This is a genomic window from Saccharothrix deserti, assembly GCF_009769385.1.
Classification (GTDB): Bacteria; Actinomycetota; Actinomycetes; order Mycobacteriales; family Pseudonocardiaceae; genus Actinosynnema; species Actinosynnema deserti.
This window is the reverse complement of the sequence record NZ_VKAB01000080.1, coordinates 1-16,800: the sequence shown is the minus strand read 5'-3', so window position 1 is coordinate 16,800 and position 16,800 is coordinate 1. Positions and strand designations below refer to the sequence as shown.

At 69.8% G+C, this 16,800-nt stretch carries 20 protein-coding genes and 1 pseudogene; 4 read left to right on the top strand and 17 right to left on the bottom strand.

The genetic code is table 11. The annotated features are described in order from the left end of the window. Positions 1-974: 974 nt before the first annotated feature. Positions 975-1,322: a hypothetical protein gene (locus FM051_RS47880; protein ID WP_158854368.1), complete on the bottom strand. Its 348-nt coding sequence runs from the start codon at positions 1,320-1,322 to the stop codon at positions 975-977. 131 nt (positions 1,323-1,453) lie between these two features. Then, entirely contained in the window at positions 1,454-1,879 is a 426-nt protein-coding gene (locus tag FM051_RS52790) for a hypothetical protein (RefSeq protein WP_238413211.1), read from the bottom strand. A 931-nt stretch (positions 1,880-2,810) separates the two neighbouring features. Between FM051_RS52790 and FM051_RS47870 the strand changes: the two genes are divergently transcribed. Together FM051_RS47870 and FM051_RS47865 are read left to right on the top strand one after the other, a co-directional pair. Next, entirely contained in the window at positions 2,811-3,743 is a 933-nt protein-coding gene (locus tag FM051_RS47870) for an acyl-CoA desaturase (RefSeq protein ID WP_158854366.1), read from the top strand. A 109-nt stretch (positions 3,744-3,852) separates the two neighbouring features. Continuing rightward, positions 3,853-4,302, top strand: coding sequence for a GNAT family N-acetyltransferase (locus FM051_RS47865; protein ID WP_338019551.1), 450 nt, complete (start codon positions 3,853-3,855; stop codon positions 4,300-4,302). Here the strand turns inward: FM051_RS47865 and FM051_RS54350 are convergent. After that, on the bottom strand, positions 4,287-4,685 hold the full coding sequence (locus tag FM051_RS54350) for an integrase core domain-containing protein (protein WP_202919475.1): 399 nt from the start codon (positions 4,683-4,685) through the stop codon (positions 4,287-4,289). The genes FM051_RS47865 and FM051_RS54350 overlap by 16 nt on opposite strands. Here FM051_RS54350 and FM051_RS51215 point away from each other — a divergent pair. Beyond that, entirely contained in the window at positions 4,660-4,869 is a 210-nt protein-coding gene (locus FM051_RS51215; RefSeq protein WP_202919477.1) for a hypothetical protein, read from the top strand. The two genes, FM051_RS54350 and FM051_RS51215, sit on opposite strands and share 26 nt — an antisense overlap. A gap of 370 nt (positions 4,870-5,239) precedes the next feature. Here FM051_RS51215 and FM051_RS47855 read toward each other — a convergent pair whose 3' ends face one another. The 13 genes from FM051_RS47855 to FM051_RS47800 all read right to left on the bottom strand — a co-directional run bounded on the left by FM051_RS47855 (position 5,240) and on the right by FM051_RS47800 (position 15,346). Then, on the bottom strand, positions 5,240-5,782 hold the full coding sequence (locus FM051_RS47855) for an alkaline shock response membrane anchor protein AmaP (protein WP_420803673.1): 543 nt from the start codon (positions 5,780-5,782) through the stop codon (positions 5,240-5,242). Between the two features lie 47 nt (positions 5,783-5,829). Beyond that, positions 5,830-6,369 (bottom strand): DUF6286 domain-containing protein, encoded by a 540-nt coding sequence (locus tag FM051_RS47850; RefSeq protein ID WP_158854362.1) that lies wholly within the window; start codon positions 6,367-6,369, stop codon positions 5,830-5,832. Positions 6,370-6,373: 4 nt separating this feature from the next. Beyond that, a complete protein-coding gene (locus tag FM051_RS47845) occupies positions 6,374-6,748 on the bottom strand; it encodes an Asp23/Gls24 family envelope stress response protein (RefSeq protein WP_158854360.1) in 375 nt (124 codons plus the stop codon). Then, positions 6,745-6,921 carry a hypothetical protein gene (locus FM051_RS51210; RefSeq protein WP_158854358.1) on the bottom strand — a complete coding sequence of 59 codons (177 nt, stop codon included), beginning with the start codon at positions 6,919-6,921 and terminating at the stop codon, positions 6,745-6,747. The genes FM051_RS47845 and FM051_RS51210 overlap by 4 nt, the downstream gene beginning before the upstream one ends. A 24-nt stretch (positions 6,922-6,945) precedes the next feature. Beyond that, on the bottom strand, positions 6,946-7,230 hold the full coding sequence (locus tag FM051_RS47835; RefSeq protein WP_158854356.1) for a hypothetical protein: 285 nt from the start codon (positions 7,228-7,230) through the stop codon (positions 6,946-6,948). Between the two features lie 2 nt (positions 7,231-7,232). Next, on the bottom strand, positions 7,233-7,520 hold the full coding sequence (locus FM051_RS47830) for a hypothetical protein (protein WP_158854354.1): 288 nt from the start codon (positions 7,518-7,520) through the stop codon (positions 7,233-7,235). Between the two features lie 26 nt (positions 7,521-7,546). Beyond that, positions 7,547-8,026, bottom strand: coding sequence for an Asp23/Gls24 family envelope stress response protein (locus FM051_RS47825; RefSeq protein WP_158854352.1), 480 nt, complete (start codon positions 8,024-8,026; stop codon positions 7,547-7,549). A 314-nt stretch (positions 8,027-8,340) separates the two neighbouring features. After that, on the bottom strand, positions 8,341-9,411 hold the full coding sequence (locus tag FM051_RS52785; RefSeq protein ID WP_158854350.1) for an integrase core domain-containing protein: 1,071 nt from the start codon (positions 9,409-9,411) through the stop codon (positions 8,341-8,343). Positions 9,412-9,556: 145 nt separating this feature from the next. Continuing rightward, the gene (locus FM051_RS47815) at positions 9,557-13,078 is read right to left on the bottom strand and encodes a tetratricopeptide repeat protein (protein WP_158854348.1); all 3,522 of its coding nucleotides are present in this window, start codon (positions 13,076-13,078) and stop codon (positions 9,557-9,559) included. 7 nt (positions 13,079-13,085) lie between these two features. After that, positions 13,086-13,463, bottom strand: coding sequence for a hypothetical protein (locus tag FM051_RS47810; RefSeq protein WP_158854346.1), 378 nt, complete (start codon positions 13,461-13,463; stop codon positions 13,086-13,088). A 387-nt stretch (positions 13,464-13,850) separates the two neighbouring features. Next, on the bottom strand, positions 13,851-13,958 hold the full coding sequence (locus FM051_RS51195; RefSeq protein ID WP_238413209.1) for a transposase domain-containing protein: 108 nt from the start codon (positions 13,956-13,958) through the stop codon (positions 13,851-13,853). Next, complete coding sequence (locus FM051_RS51190) at positions 13,958-14,119, bottom strand: hypothetical protein (RefSeq protein WP_202919473.1); 162 nt, start codon at positions 14,117-14,119, stop codon at positions 13,958-13,960. Before FM051_RS51190 ends, FM051_RS51195 begins: the two co-directional genes overlap by 1 nt. 60 nt (positions 14,120-14,179) lie before the next feature. After that, positions 14,180-15,346, bottom strand: coding sequence for a TerC family protein (locus FM051_RS47800; protein ID WP_238413208.1), 1,167 nt, complete (start codon positions 15,344-15,346; stop codon positions 14,180-14,182). Positions 15,347-16,101: 755 nt separating this feature from the next. Here FM051_RS47800 and FM051_RS52780 point away from each other — a divergent pair. Then, entirely contained in the window at positions 16,102-16,653 is a 552-nt protein-coding gene (locus FM051_RS52780; RefSeq protein ID WP_274383904.1) for a CBS domain-containing protein, read from the top strand. Here the strand turns inward: FM051_RS52780 and FM051_RS47790 are convergent. Continuing rightward, positions 16,573-16,800, bottom strand: a pseudogene (locus FM051_RS47790) (MerR family transcriptional regulator); the annotation flags it as partial. The gene FM051_RS52780 and the pseudogene FM051_RS47790 overlap by 81 nt on opposite strands.

Genomic DNA, 16,800 nt, shown 5'->3' with positions numbered 1-16,800 from the left:
GCGAACCCGACCCGGTGCGGCCGGATCCAGCCCAGCGCCAGGTCCACGGCGAGCAGCACGAGAATGAGGCCGATGGTGATCGCCCACGTCCAGAGACCGATATCCAGCACAGCAACTCCCGAGTACCCTGTCCGTCTACAGTGGACCTACTGTACCGGTCCTGAACAAGGCTGGAACGGTACGTCTCCCACTACAACCACCATCACCCTCATCATGCGCGACAACTCAGGCCGCCACGACCGGATCACTCGGTCCCACAGCCGAGTCACACGTCGATACGTTGCCGACCACTTGATCAACGAGTACGAGCCTGCGGCGGCTTAACGCAGGTCAGAGCCACGGTGTCGACTTCTGACACCCCACACGCGACCACCTACCACCCGAGGCCCAACACCAGCCTGCGGCAGTCCCGTCCCTCGATACCCACAGACTGCTCCGCACCCGCATCCCGGGCGGCCTCATCAACGAGTACAGCTACGCCGCTTGACCAGCAGCGATGACTTCTCGAGCGGCACACGCTGCGGGCCTGTTCAACCACGCTCACGCAGTCCGCGAGGTAGGACTCGCGCTGTTGTGGATCGACGACGATGCGCCCCGCGACGATCACCATCTGCCGCTCCTCGGCTGGTTCGAACCGGCTGTCGCACAGTATGACCATCGACCGAGGCCGAACTGATCGGTGGACCCGCGACGGACACGACGATCCTCGCCGGACAGAAACGATGATCACCGTCTTCGTAGCTGCTCGAACCACACCTGCTGGTTACCTACGGCACCATGTCGACGGCCTCTGAGCTGGAGCGATGCAGTGGGTGATCTTCGCCGTTCCGGCGCCCCTCCAGGGAACCCGTGCCCAAGGGGCAGTCCATCACCGACTACCCCGAGTCCTCAGCCGCCCCGCCCCGTCCCCGATCATCGCTCCACGGTCGGTGACCTGGGGCGCCCGACCCGAGGGCATGGCCGGTCGGTGTCGATCAGTTGGTCTGGTCGTCGTCGGGGCCGGCGAGCTTGGTCAGCAGGTCGACGACGGTCTGTTGTCCGGTGGCGAGGGCGTCGAACTTGCCGCGCATCTCGGTGAACCCGTCGCCGACCGTGGTGCCGAGGTCGGTGAGGTCTTCGCGCATGGCGTTGAAGCTGGAGGTCGTGGCTTGGCGGAAGTCGCGGATCTCGCCTCGGAACTCGGAGACGTCCCGGTCGGCGCCGCCTGCCAGCACTCGTGCGGCGGCGGCGTCCTGGGCGGTGGCGCGCACCAGGCCGGCCAACTCCTCGACGCGGGCCTCCAGTTCGGCGACGCGGGACTCCAGGTCCTCGGGCTCGGCCATGCCGCACAGGTTACCGCCCGGGCGCGGTCCGGCGAACCGTGCCGCGCCGCCCTGAAGTCGATCCGCCCCGAAGCCAACCCGGCCGGGTCGGAGGCATGGCAGCGCGACGGCGAGCTGGCTGCTGGAGCCGATCAGAGTCCGAACACGCCGCCTTCGACGAGGATCAGCAGTCCTATGCCGATAAGTGCGATCGGGAGCATGGTGTGGCCCCAGCGCGCCAAGGCGCGGGCGATCACCGGTCGGGTGGCGAAGAACCGGCCGACCGCGCACCAGACCGCCACCAGGGCGAGGAAGGTCACGACGAACACGACCAGGCCGTCGGTTCCGGCGGTGGTGAACTGGCCGGCCCGGTCGCGGATCAGGAACCGGAAGCTGTCGGCTCGGTCGTCGAGGTCCATGGGCAGGTTGCGGGCTTGTTGGGTGGTCCATGGCCCGTCGGGGGGTGTGGTGGTGCCGAGGACGTGGACATAGCGGGTGGCGACCTCCATCACGAAGAACACGTGGACGCGCTTGAGGGTGACGGCGCAGTCGACGTGGAAGAAGTCGCAGGCCACCATGCTCGTGGCCTGGGCGCGCAGGAAGCGCCGCCAGGACATGTCGGTGTTCCGGGTCGGTGCGGGCGGTATCCGTAGGCGCTGGAGCACGCGACGGACCGTTGACGCGGCTACCCGGTGGCCGAGCTTGAGCAGTTCGCCCTGCATCCGGCGGTAGCCCCAGCCGGTGTTCTCCCACGCCATCCGTTCGATCAACGTCACGATGGTGTCGTCGACCGGTGGGCGCCCGGTCCGACTCGGGTAGGTCCACTTCCTCGCGACCGGGCGCCGGTGCCACCGCAGGATGGTGCCCGGTGTCACCAGTCGGTGTCCGCGCAGCATCTGGGGAAGTCGGCGCACCAGGGCGGCGAGTACCGCGCGATCGGCCCAGTCCAGCCGCGGGCGAGTGGTCCGGCGCAGCACGGCGATCTCGTGCAGCACCAGTAACTCGACGTCCTTGGCCGCCGAGGTCCGGCCGAGCAGGACCAGCCACTCGCCAAGCCGGACGAAGATCAGGTACAGCAGCCGTGACACCATGCCTCACGATCATGTCCCGTGGTCGATGGTGCACGATCAGTGCAGCTCGGCAGCCTCGTGCAGAGTTTTGACACCTCGCAGGCCTACTCGCCCTCGGACCGCCATGACCTCGCGCTCAGGTTGGCCGGCCACCTGGGCCGTACCGCCCGCGGGGCGGTGCGCTGCCTCTGATCCACGGCCGAATCGGCCCGCCATCTACGAGCGGGCTCGGCACGGGCGCCACGCGAACGGCGCTGCACTGACACCGGGTGTAGCGTCGGGTTCAGGCACTTCGAAGGCCACCCATGTCAGGCCAGGCAGCCGAGCGCTGCTCGTCAACCGCGTCGCGGACGTGGACCCGCCCGCCGGCGACCCGATTCGCTTCGAGGCGACCGGTGCACGAAAAGGCCCGTATCGCACATCAAGTCAGGTAGTGCCAATGATCACGCGAACATCCTCCGCACCGAAACCGCTGTTGGCCGAACCTCGCACCCGTACCGAGCTGCTGGTCATCCGGTTGTTCCTGGTGATCCCGTTCGTCGCGCTCGTCGCCGCCGTGCCGCTCACCTGGGGGTGGGGCCTGAGTTGGGTGGACGTGACGCTCGCGGCCGTGTTCTACACCGTGTCCACGTTGGGTGTCACCATCGGTTACCACCGGTACTTCACGCACGGCGCGTTCAAGGCCAGGCGTGCGCTGCGCGTGGCCCTGGCCGTCGCCGGTGGCCTGGCGGCGCAGGGCCCGGTGATCGGGTGGGTGGCCGACCACCGCCGCCACCACGCGTTCTCCGACCGTGAGGGCGACCCGCACTCGCCGTGGCTGTTCGGCACCTCGCCGGTGGCTCTGGCGCGGGGTTTCTGGCACGCGCACATGGGGTGGCTGTTCGGTCGGGACACCACGAACGTCGACCGGTTCGCGCCGGATCTCAAGGCGGACAGGGACATTAGCGCGGTCGACCGGCTCTTCCCGCTGTGGGTGGCGCTCACCGTGGCGGTGCCGGCGGTGCTCGGCGGCGTGATCACGCTGTCGTGGTGGGGCGCGCTGACGGCGTTCCTGTGGGCCGGTCTGGCCAGGATCTCATTCCAGCACCACGTCACCTGGTCGGTGAACTCGATCTGCCACATGATCGGCGACCGGCCGTTCGCCGCCCGCGACCGCTCGGCCAACTTCTGGCCGTTGGCGATCCTGTCGATGGGCGAGTCCTGGCACAACTCCCACCACGCCGACCCGACCTGCGCCCGCCACGGCGTGAACCGCGGGCAGGTGGACGTCTCCGCGCGGGTCATCTGGGTGTTCGAGAAGCTCGACTGGGCCTGGCAGGTGCGGTGGCCGCGTCCGCAGCGGCTGGCCGCGTTGCGCGTGGACGCGCGATGAGGACCGAGCGGCTGGTGCCGCGCGGGTGGCGCGTGGACGACGCGCAGGCGGCACTCGACGTCTACGACCACGCCGACGTCGCACGTGGCTGAGCCCCGAGATGGACCGCGTGTCCGATCTGGCCGCCATGCGGCTGCTGCTCCAGCAGTGGATCGCCGAGGACAGCAGGATCGCGGCGCCGGGAGGGCGCTGGGCCGTGCAGCGCGCCGCCGACCGGCGGGTGATCGGCGGCGCCGTGCTGCTGCCGCTGCCTCCCGGCAACGAGGACTGGGAGATGGGCTGGCAGTTGCACCCGGACGAGTGGGGCCACGACTACGCCGAGGAGTGCACGTTCGCGCTCGCCTCGTGGGCCTTCGCGCATGGCCTGGACGAGGTCTTCACGGTGGTGCGGCCCGGCAACACCCGTACGGCCGCCGCGGTGCGCCGCAACGGGATGCACTGGGTCGGTGAGACCCGCAAGTACTTCGACCTGGACCTGCAGGTGTTCCGGTTGCGGGCGGGCGACCTCGACCGCGCCGCACACGAGGGACACCAACCGCCGGGCTACACCGACACCTGAACCATCCCGCCGGCGGGGTTTCCGGTCATCGGGCGGGTTGCGGTGCGGGGCGGCTCCTGGAATCGCAGCTGGTGCTCCTCGCCGGGAAGGTGTGCCGCTCGAAAAGTCATCGCTGCTGGCCAAGCAGCGTGTCTGTACTCGTTGACGAGTCCGCCCAGGATCCGGGTGCGCAGGAGCCTGCGGGTGTCGAGGTCGTGCACCGTGGCGGGGTGCTCCTGGGCCGCGGGTGATAACTGGTCGCGGTCTTGGTGGGGCCGCTGCATGTCGTAGTGGTCCTGGTGAGACGCGAGGACGTGACGTGCGTGGGCTTCTCCCATGATCAGGACGTGGTCGAGGACTTCGCGTCGGATGCCACCGATGACCCGTTCGCAGTGGGCGTTCATCCGGGGGCACCCGCGGCGCGCTCTCGATCACGCGAAGTTCTTCGGCCTGGAAGACGTCGTCGAACGCCTCGCCGTACTCGCGGTCGCGCAGCAGGAAGCGCAAGGACTCCATCCGCGTCCCCCGAGGCTGATGGCGAGGTTCCGGCCTGCTGCGCTGTCCACGCCTGTATCGGGTGGGCGGTGACGCCGGTGATGCACAGATGGCCTCACCGCGGTTCTCCGCGGCGAGCTGCGGCACGAGCGTCTTGATCGCCGCCCGGGTTTGTGGGCGTCCGGTGCGCCGACGCACGGTGTGGTCCCACTCGCGGGCCACCAACCTGCGGTGCCAGGCGAGCAGGGTTCCGGGAGGACTTCCCGCCAACGCCGACGGTCCACCAGCCCGGACAGAGCGGCAAACCAGAACCTGTCCATGGGCTCCTAGCGGACCGGACCCACCGGCTGCCGACGAAGGACCGCTTGATCCGCGTGGTGACGCCGTGGCGGACCCGACTGTGTTCCTGCCGCGCGAACGCCCAGGCGATCACGTCGCTGACCGTGAGCGAGCAACAGAATATTCAGCGCACTCGTTGGCGTTGGGCGGCGGCCAGTTCGATCCGTACGGCGGTGGGAAGGGCGGACACACCGAGGCAGTCCTTGGTTCTGCCGAGCACGGAGTCGAGCTCGCGCCACACGGTCTTGACGTCGCTGTCCTCGCGTAGCCACAGGTTCAGCCGAAGTGCCGGGCGTCGCCGGTCGCCAACGATGCGCGCTCGTGCTCGGCTCACTCCGTCAAGTTGTTCGACGTCGGCCTGAACGGCATGCGCGATCGCCGAGGCGGTCACTCGGAGGCTCTTGGCGGTGGTGTGATCGAGTTCGATGTCCGGGTGTTCCTCCGGGCGCAGCGAGCGGATGACGAACCCCAGGCCGAGTGCGAGGAGCAGCAGACCGAGCAGGACCGCGCCGATCCGCGAGATGGCTTGGTTGCCCGCGAGCCAGTCCATCACTATCGGATCCGCCACCGGCGCCTGTGCGCGGAGCCTGCCGAGCCAGCCGAATCCGACGACCAGGGCCGCGGCGCCGGCGAACACCGCGAGCAGGCCGACGATGGTGACGACCACCCGTTCCGTGCGGTAGGAGCGGGCGAGCGCGGACCTGGCGGTGGTACTCATCGGTGGCGGTCCCTCGGGGAGATGACCACGACGCGAACGCGTGGCGCGCGAACCAACGGCAGATCGTCCACTGTGGCCTTCACGACGTCGAGAAGTCTGGACCGCAACTGGGCGTCGGTTTCGAGCCGGCTGGCGGCGCGGACACGAATCGTCTTGGGGGTCGCGGTCACGGACGCGGAGGTGACGTTGTCCTGTGCGCGCACCCGCTGGCCGACGATGCGCGCAAGGGATCTCGGCGAGGTGATCACGCTGACCTCGGCCGCCGGTTCCCGCAGCCGCACGTCGCGACGGCGCGCGGTAGCGGCGATCAGCAGCAGCACGAGCCCGACCCCGACGAGCGCGCCGGCAACCAGACGGACCTCGGCTCTTTGCCAGGTCAGCTCATCGAGCCTCGCACGCCAGCGTGGCCACGGCACCAGCAGCGGACCGTCCGCGGGCGACAGCCACGCCCAGACCACCTCGACGGCCAGCAGCGCGCCGACCACGGCGAGGCCGAGACCGAACAGGCCGGCGAGGACGCGTACGAGTATCCGCATCGGCTTACTCCACTCGTGGTCGGAGGTCAGGTAGGAGCGCCGATACCGTGATGTCCAGCGAGCGCACCTGGAAGCCGGTGCCGCGGGCGACCTCGCCAACCACCCTGGCGCGTACCCGGTCGACCACGTCTCGGATGGCGGCCGGGTAGTGCAACGCGAGGTCGATGGCCAGGTCCACCGTGTCGTCCTTGTCACCGGCGTGCCGCACCCGCACATGCGCGCCGTGCGAGCCGGCACCCACTCCGGCTATCCGCCGCGGCACCCGGGCGGTGCCGGGCACCTCGTCGGCGGCATGCTGGGCGATCTTGCGCACGACCCCCGGATCGATGCGCAGCTCGCCGCGCTCCGTCACCGGTAGCGCGGCAGTTTCCGGTGTCACCGGTCTCGACCCCGGCCGAAGACGTTGCTCAGATCGAGCTCACCGTCGAGGACCCGCCCGACGACCAGGCCGATGAAACCGACGGCGAGGGTGATCAGGAAGGCGGTGAACCCCTGAGTGGCCGCGAGGCCGAGCACGAGGCCGGACACGATCCCGGTCTGTGTTGCGTTCATCTGGTTCGCTCCTTGCCGGTCCGGCTACCGGACTCGAGGCTTGCGGAATCGCCGGTCTCGCCATCGCCGGAACCGGTCCGGGATGGCATACAGCCCTCGTCGGCGAACCACCACGATGATCGGTGCGTCATAGCGGCTCGGCAGCCGGTGGTGGTCATGGTGTTGTCGGTCGCCATACCGAGCCCTCCGTTGGGCCGATTGGAGATCGGCCAGCCCGGTGACGAACGTCGCCGCGTCGCCGCCGCGGTCGGGATGATGGGCCATCACGAACGCCACGTACGCCGCCCTGGCCGGGTTGGGCTCACCCATGGCTACTCCACGTCGCTGACGGTCACGTCGACCTTGACCGGACCGGCGATCCTGGTAACCCGATCCCGCAGCTCGGCGACCACCTCGGGCACCGGACGGCCGATCCGGACAACGACCGCGATCTCCACTCGCCGGCCCTCACCGGCCACATCCACGCCCACCACCCGCCGACCGGGAGCGGGCGTGGCGATGACGCCGAAGGCGCCGCCGTCCAACCGGACCACCGCCGGATGGGTCAGCAGTGCCCGCTCGATGGCCACGGCGATCTCGCCGGGTGACCTGCCGGTCATCCTCGGCTCCTCGGCGCCGTGTGCGTTCACTCCACCCGTGGCTGGGCCGGGCCGCCCGCGACCTCGTCCTCAGGCAGATGGATGTCGTTGACCGCGATGTTCACCTCGATCACCTCGAGTCCGGTCATCCGCTCCACCGCAGTGATCACGTTGCGGCGCACCGCGCGCGCCAACTCCACGATGCCCGCGCCGTACTCGACGACCATGTCCAGGTCGACCGCGACCTGCTTCTCGCCGACCTCGACCGACACACCGGAGGTAGACGCCGTGCCGGCACCCGGAATGCGCTCGCGGACCGCGCCAAATGCGCGGGACACCCCGCCGCCGAGCGCGTGCACGCCCGTGACCTCGTGGGTCGCCATCCCGGCGATCTTCTGCACCACGGTCGACGCGATCATGGTCTTCCCCTGGGATTCCTCATCAGCCAGCCGGGCCGGGCTCCCGCCGGAGCTCGAACGGGCCACCGCCGCGTTGGCCGGCGTGTCATTCTTCGTCTCCTGTGCCATCGGGCCTTCCCTTCCACCGCATGACGGACGCCGCTGGTCGCGGATAGCGGCTCACGTCGCACGGCGCGACGAGGCGTCCGTACCAGATCAGATACCCAGCGCCTCACCGATCTGTCGCTATGTCACCCGATCGGGGGTACCAGGTGGACGTCGTCGATGATAGCGCGCACCACGGATGCTTCGGTGAAGGTGCACGCTGTGGTGACAGTCCCCGGTTCAATGGCCGCCTACGCGCGCGGGCTGTACGGGTTCCTGCGCGAGCTCGATCAGCGTGTGGGGTTCCAATAGTCGGCGCAGTGGCTCTGACCTGCGTGTTAGGCCGCCGCGGGTTCGTACTCGTTGATCAGTCCGCCGAGGACGGGTTGTCGGCGTGCCGACGTGCGGCTCGGCTGTGGGGTCGGGTGGTCCGGTCGTGGTGGCGTGAGTTGTCGTGCTCGGTGGGGTCGGCGGTGGTTGTAGTGGGAGACGTACCGTTGCAGCACTGATCGCAGGTGGCGTTCGTTGATGATGAGCAGTCGGTCGGTGATCTCGCGTCCGACGGTGCCGATGAACCGCTCGGCGTCGCAGTTGGCTCTCGGGCAGCGTGGCGGGATCTTCACGATCTGGATGCCGGCGTCGGCGAGGACGGTGTCGAACGAGGTGGTGAACTGGCCGGCCCGGTCGCGAACCGGGAACCGGGAACTTTTCGCCCGGTCGTCGAGGTCCATGAGCAGGTTGCGGGCTTGTCGGGTGGTCCAGGGTCCGTCGGGGTTGGTGGTGGTGCCGAGGACGTGGACGTAGCGGGTGGCGACCTCCATCACGAAGAACACGTAGACCCGTTTGAGGGTGACGGCGCAGTCGATGTGGAAGAAGTTGCGGGCCGACATGCTTGCGGCCTGGGCGTGTAGGAACCGCCGCCAGGAGGTGTCGGTGTTCCGGATCGGCGCGGGCGGTATCCGCTGACGCCTGAGCACGCGGCGGATGGTCGACGCGGCTACCCGGTGGCCGAGCTTGAGTAGTTCGCCCTGGATCCGGCGGTAGCCCCAGCCGGTGTTTTCTCGGGCCATGCGCTCGATCAACGCCACGATGGCCTCATCAACTGGTGGGCGTCCCGTCCGGTTCGGGTAGATCCACTTCCTCGCGACCAGGCGCCGATGCCACCGCAGGACGGTGCCCGGCGTCACCAACCGGTGTCCGCGCAGCATCTGGGGAAGTCGGCGCACCAGGGCGGCGAGCACCGCGCGATCGGCCCAGTCCAGCCGTGGGCGGGGATTCGTGCGGCGCAGCACGGCGACCTCGTGCCGCAGCACCAGCAACTCCACGTCCTTGGCCGCGGAAGACCGGCCGAGCAGGACCAGCCACTCGCCAAGCCGGACGAAGATCAGGTACAGCAGTCGTGACACCATGCCTCACGATCATGCCCCGTGGTCGATGGTGCACGATCAGTGCAGCTCAGCAGCCTCGTGCAGAGTTTTGACACCTCGCAGGGTTCGGTGGTTGGCCGGTTCCGAGGGCCGTCCCGCGTCGCGCGGTTGATGGTTTCGGTAGCGGTCAGGCGGTTACGTAGTCGCGGACGCTGTCGGGCAGGTCGGTCCCGGTGAGTCGGAGCCAGGCGCCTGCCAAGGCTTCGACGCCCAACCGCTCGGTCAGTCTGCGGAGGTGTTCGGGGGCGGGGCCGGTGCCGGGATTGGGGAAGTCGTCGAACTGGGTCACGGCGCGGATGACGTGGTCGAGGGCGGCGGCGAGGTCGCCTTGATTCTCGGCGATGAGACCGAGGGAGCCGTGGCTGGAGGCGACGCCGAGGCGGCTGCCCGCCGCGGTGAAGTCCGCGAGGGCCCGTCGGTACAGGGCCTCGGCCTCGGCCATGCGATCCTGGGCCTCGGCGAGCGCGCCCAGGGCGTGGTGGGACATGCCGAGCCAGCCGCTGTCGGCCACGGCCGTGTGGACCGGGAGGGCCCGCCGGTACCAGTGCTCGGCCTCGGTCCAACGCTCCCGGACCTGCGCCAGCGCACCGAGGGCGTAGCAGACCTCGGCGGCGCCGACGGTGTCTCCGAGGGTCTCCCGGAGCACCAGCGCTTCGCGGTACCAGCCCTCGGCCGCGTCGTGGTCGCCCCGGTAGTGCGCGACCTCGCCGAGGACGAGCACCACGTCCGCCACACCCGGTTTATCCTTCACCGCCCTGCGGATGTCCAGGGCCGCGCGGTAGTGCCGCTCGGCGGTGTCCCAGTCACGCCGCATCCACGCCACTTTCCCGAGGGCTTGGTGCGACGCCGCGACACTGGGCCGGTCCCCTACCTCCTGGCTCTCGGCGAGCGACTGCCCGTACCACCGTTCGGCCTCGTCCCACTGCCCCTGGGCGACGGCGATGTCACCGAACGAGTGATGGACGCCGGAGACGCCTCGGTCGTAGTCGAACGCCCGCACGATCTCGAGTGCCCGCCCCAACCAGGTCTTCGCCTCGTCGAAACGTCCCGCCCGCTTGCACACCATGCCTAATTGGCCCGCCACGACGGCGATCTGTCGTTGCCGGTGGATGTCCTCCGGTTGGGCGAGCAGCACGTCGTACACCTTGCGGTACATGGCCTCCGACTCGGCGGCGACCGAGGTCGGTGACCGGTTGAGCTGGGTACTGACGAAGAACAGCCACAGCGTGCTGCCGTCCTCATAGGTGGTCGGCGGGTTCCCGTCTGCGTCCTCGACCGCGAGGCGGACACGGTCGGTCCAGCCGCGTGCCTCCTCGGTCCGGCCGTTCCAGCCCCACTCCTCGTTCATCAGCATGCCCAGGTGCAGCGCTTGCGGCCACAGGCGGGCGTCGAGGGCGTCCTGCAGTGCCCGGGCGAGATTGGACCGGTGGACCAGGGCGATCGCGTGGCCGGCCAGCGGGTCTGCCTTCGTGACCTGGTCGAAGGCCCAGTTGGACAGGGCGGTCATGGCGTCGACCATGGCCCGGCGGGCGGATGCCATTTCCGCGGCAGGGTCGGCGGCCGCGGCACGCCAGCGGTCGAGGAAGAAGCCGGGCAAGGCGGGGTGCAGCCGGTAGGACGAGCCACCCAGGTCGACGAACAGCCCGGCCCGGGTCGAGTCGTCCAGCACGGACGTCCACTCCTCGGCGGTGACGTCGCGGAACCGGTCGGGTGTGTCCGGGTGGGACGACAACAGCCCCAGCACGTCCGCGTCGGTGACGCCCTGGAACAGGGCCGTGGTCATGAGCAGGCGCTGGGTGCGTTCGGGTAGGCGTGAGGTGGAGTAGGTCAGGCCGGCTTCCAGCGAGCCGGTGCGTCCGGTGCCGTGGTTGGTGGGCAGGTCGGCCAGACCGCGCAGGCCCGCGAGGAGGGTTTCGGGCTCGGTGGTGTCCAGGTGGGGCAGGACCAGGCGCATGGTCAGCGGGTGGCCGTCGAGCCAGTCGAGGAGGTCCTGGAACGCGGCCTGCCTGCGGCGGGGGAGGGCGTCGGGGTAGGGGGCGAGGAGGCGGTCGGTGTACTCGGCGGCCTCGTCGGGGGAGAGGCCGGTCAGCTCGATGCGCCGGAGGTCGCCGAGCCTGGTTTCCGGGGTCCGGCTGGTGATCAGGACGACGCTGCGGCCGGCGCCGGCCAGGAAGTCCCGGAGCCCGGCCAGGGGTTCGTCGCCGACGGACTCGAAGTTGTCCCAGATGACCAGCAGGCGTTCGCGGCGCAGCAGTTCCCGGACCATCACCCGCCGTCGCTCGTCGTCGGCTGCCGCGAACGGCCCGCCGAGCACCTGCAGGCCGATGCTCGACACGACCCCGTCGACCCCGAACGTGGGGACACCGGGCTCGAAGGAATGCCAGACCACGTGCTCGCGGGCCCGGACGCCGCGGGTGTCCCGCCACCAGCGCCCGAGTGCCTTGGCCAGCTCCGACTTGCCCACACCGGCCGGTCCGTGCAGCAGGATCACCGGGGCGACGGCCGCGGACGCCTCGAACCGGTGGAATTCGTGGTCCCGCCCGACGAAGGTCCCGACGGCGGCCAGCGGGTCGGGGTCCGACGGGGGAGCGGGTGCGGTGTGGAAACGGGGGAAGCGGACGTCGGCGCGGGCGTAGTGGACCGGGACGAACCAGTCCTCGAGGGGCAGCCTGCCCGCCGGGCTGGGGCGGTCGGGGTGGCGGGCCATCCGGGCGCGGCCGGCCACGACGGCGTCGGCCACGGTGCCGCCCCCGAACAGGGTCCGGTAGAACGCGGTCATGAACTCGGCGACCGCGACGGCGTAGACGGTGTAGGCCATCGCCACGACCGCCGCCGTTCCCCCGGCGATCAGCCGGGTGGCCACGGCGGTCTCCAGGGTGGTGCCGACCGTGCCCGACCGGCAGGCGTTGAGCACGACGACCGGCACCCTGGCGTCGGCGAGCACCCGCGCGACCCGGGAGGCGCGTACCCGCTCGGCGCCGACGCCGGGTTGCTCGAACAGCAGTACGGCCTCGTCGGCGAGTTCGCCGTGGCAGTCCAGGTGGACGATCTGGAACGGCCTGCCCTCGGCCCGGGCCTCGGCAAGCGCCTCTGCCAGACCCTCCAGCGTCGGCGGGCGCACCACCACGACCTCGACCCGGTCGTCGACGGCGTCCAGGATCGGCCGGGCGATGGCGCGGAAGGCGACGTCCCGCGGTCCCTCCGGCCGTGAGATGACCACCAGAACCCGCAGCCGATCGCCGCTCACCGCGAACGCGGGAACCCGGTCCGCGGACTCCAGGACCCTGGTGATCCGCACGCCGTCCAGCGCCAACGGCGTCGGCCGGTCCGGGTCGGCCAGCAACTCCCAGGGCAGACCGAGCCAGTCGGGCCGGTCGGAGCGCAGCACGACCTCCGGGGCGGCGGACGCCCGCAGCACCGCGTACTCCTCGGGGACGTCCGCGAACACCGACTCGAACATCCGGCGGCCCCACTCGGCCAACCGGGCCGCCACCTCGGGCCCCCGAGCGGCGTAGACGCCGAAGGGCGCCCGCAGGTAGTCCTCGAGGTACCAGCGCAGGTCGTCGACGTTCTCGTCGCCGAGCAGGGCGAGGTCGTCGGCGACCGCCGACACGACCGCCCGGTGGGGGTCTGCGAACCGGACCCGCACGAGCCCGCTACCGATCCTCGTCCTCGTCCTCGTGCTCGGCCGCGGCTTCCTCGGTGAGGATCTGCCGGACCACGGCATCGACGACCAGATCGCGCTGCTCGGGCGTCACCGAGCCGTCGGCGGGCAGTTCGACCCGGATCCGCCGTGCGACGACCTCCGGATCGGGCCTGTCCGTCTTGGTGCGCAAGTTCCAGAACACCGTCCACCCGAGCGTGGCCACGCTGACGATCAGCGCCGCCACGTCGACCAACTCGCTGAACTGGTCCGGCTCGCGGCCGGGCGCGTACAGCCCCGCGAGCACGTCGGCGCGCAGCCGCTCGCCGCCGCCCACCCGATCCGCAGCCGCCAACGCGGCCTTCTCCACAGCGGCCGGAACCTCGGTCATCGGGGTGTGCTCCTCTGCATCGAGTCGATCACGACACCCGGATTGTCGCCGCCGGCCGTGCCGGCGATACACGCCCCTGGCCGGCCCTGCTTGCCGTAGCGGGCGGGGCCCACGGTCCTGAGCGCCTCGTCGGCGCGCAGGACGGGTTCGACGAGCCTGACGACATCCCGCAATCGGCCTGTTCCGGCCGGCTTCGCCGAAGGGCTTCGTGGATGCGACACAGACTCCGCCGAACCGCGGAAACCACCTCCCGAGCTACCGGGAACCTCGTCGACCTGGAACGTCGAAGCCGGCTTCCGCAACGGCCGGTCTCAACCAAGCCCGGAACGCCACCGTCACACAGAACGCAGCGGCGGTGACACGCGGAACCTGAGCCGGAACGCGCACTCACACCCGGCGGCTCGGCGCCCACGACAGACCCTCGGTCGGCAACCGGGCGACCTCTTCATAGCCCTGACCGGTGAACAGGCACATGGCCAGCACGAAGTACACCATCACCCGCGGCGGCAACAGCCGGTCACGCTGCCCCGTCCGCTGGTCTCGGCGATCACCCGATCCACCAACTCCGGCGGAAACGTCCTGGTCAACAGGCCGATCGCGATCTGATCCGACAACCGGCCGTCCGTGTCGGGCTTGACCTGTCCGGACCGCGGCATCCAGACACCTCCTGGACGCTCCACCTACCGGATCAGCCCTCTTGAGTCACTGGTATTGGGCTAGGCCCGGGCGTGGGCCTCGTGGGCTCGCTTGAGCAGGCCCATCAGCTTCTCCTCTTCCCGGATTCGGGCCAGGTACTTCTCCGGGAGCTGCTTGAGCGTTGCTTCCTCGGCGAGCAGCGCGGCGAAGACCTCCGCGCGTCGCGCGGGGTCCGTCTCGATGTCGACGTACTCGATGGCGTGACGCCGGGCGGAGGTGATCACGTTCTGTGCCCTGCCCCAGGCGCTGGTCATGGACGCGACGACGGTGACGAGGAGGACACCGATGATCACGCTCAGGGACAGTCCGGTGCTGATCTCCACCACGTCGACCGGCTGCCCGTTGTTGATGAACGGCACGTTGTTCTCGTGCAGCGCGTGCAGGATGAGCTTCACGCCGATGAACCCCAGGATCACGGCCAGCCCGTAGGCCAGGTAGACGAGCCGGTTCAGCAGCCGGTCGATGAGGAAGTACAACTGGCGCAGTCCCAGCAGCGAGAACGCCGTGGCGGTGAACACGAGGTAGACGTTCTGCGTCAACCCGAAGATGGCCGGGATGGAGTCCAGCGCGAACAGGATGTCCGTGCCGCCGATGGCGACCATGACCAGCAGCATCGGCGTCATGGCCCGCCGGCCGTCCTCGACGGTGAACAGCTTGTCACCGTCGTAGGTGTCGGTGGTGTGGAAGAGCTTTCTGGCGAGCCGGATCACGATGTTGTCCGCAGAGTGGCTGTCCTCGCCTTCCGGCTTGAGGAGGTTGCCGGCGGTGACCAGCAGGATCACTCCGAAGAGGTAGAAGACCCAGACGAACAGGTTGATGAGGGCGGCGCCCAGCAGGATGAACCCGGTGCGGGCGATCAGGGAGAAGACGATCCCGAACAGCAGTACCTTCTGCTGGTCGGCGCGGGGGACCTTGAAGCTGGACATGATGATGAGGAAGACGAACAGGTTGTCGACCGACAGCGCCTTCTCCGTCACGTATCCGGCGAAGTACTCCGCCCCCATCGTCGAGCCGCCGAAGACGAACACGCCGACGCCGAAGAGGATCGCGATTCCCACGTAGAGGGCCGACCACAGGCCCGCCTCGCGCAGGGTCGGCACATGGGCCTTGCGCACGTGCGCGATGAAGTCGAACAGCAGAAGACCGACGATCCCGGCGATCGTGAGCCACCAGACGACCTGGGACACGTCCACTCGCTGTCCGCCTTCTCCGTGACAAGGCTGTTATCCCAGCGCACCACAGCGCGCTGCCGCGCGCAAACGCTCCGGGCCGGTGTGGAGCGTTCTGAAGCGGGTGGCGAGATCGGTCCGGCGCCCTGGGAACCTGGGTGGCTGTGCTCGGGCTCGCCTGGCGGCTGACACACCCGCGATTGCCGGGTAGGTGATGGTGACACGGAGGAGGACCTGATGACCGACTCCGGATTGTCCGCCACATCCGCCACCATCCCGGTGGCGGAACCGAGAAAGACGTTCCGCAACCCAATGCGCGCCGATGGCGCCGGCCCCGGAGCAGCGCGGCGAGCCCGCGACGGGTGGTAGACCCGCGAGTAACCGTGGCACCCGCAACCGGGGTGACGCCATTCGTCGCCCATGAGGGTCTGCTGGCTGTGACGGGCCGCCGGCCCCGCCGCGCTCGTGGGGCAGCGGACGTCCACGTGCAGCCGGAACAGGTTCGGCTCCGGCTCGTTCGTCACCGTCCCGTCGATCTCCGGGCGCCCACTGTCGGTTCGACTGGCGCTTTCGGTGTCCGCCGGGCCTGTCCCAAGTAGACCCGCGTGCGCAACGTGTCGACGGGTGCGGCTTCGTACCCCGCACCCCGTCGGCTTCCTCCGCGCCGGCAGGTCGCACCGGGCCATGGTTGACGTGCGCGACGCCGCTTCGAACGGTGGACGAGGCGGTCGCGCAGTAGCGTTTCGCGCACTCGGTCGGGGTTCGGAGTGGGTGTGGACGGTTACGGTTTCACCATCGTGTTGGTGGCGGTGTTGGTGTTGTTCAACGCGGTGTTCGCTGGCAGTGAGATGGCGTTGATCTCGTTGCGTGAGGGTCAGTTGCGGGCGTTGGAGATCCACGAACGGCGGCTGCGGGAGGTGCTGGTGCCGCGGCGCGCGGTGGTGACGCTGGCGGCGGAGGAGGACGTGGCCTCGGCGCGGGCGGAGCTGGCCGCGTCGGGGCACTCGCGGGCGCCGGTGGCGCGTGGCGGGCATTTGGACGACGTGGTGGGTGTGGTGCACCTGCGTGACCTGTTGGACGACCGGGGCAGTGTGGGGGAGGTGGTGCGGCCCGCGGTGGTGTTCCCGGACACGGTGCGGGTGTCGGACGCGTTGCGCCGGTTCAAGGTCGAGCGGGAGCAGATGGCGCTGGTGGTGGACGAGCACGGCGCGGTCGCGGGCAGGGGGGTGCGGTTGCGGCGCGGGTCAGGGGAGGGGCAGGTCGGGCGGGATCTGCAGGGCGACGGTGATCAGGGAGCGGACGCGGGTGGCGACCGCGGCCAGTAGGCCGTGCACCTCCGGCGGCGCCGCCTCGGCCGCGGCCTGGAGGGTGCGCGGGTCCTCGTCGATGCGGTCCAGGATCGCGCCGACGTCGGCGTGCCGGTTGCGCAGCGCGGCGGCGATCTCCTCCAGCGGAACTCCCTGGACCTCGAG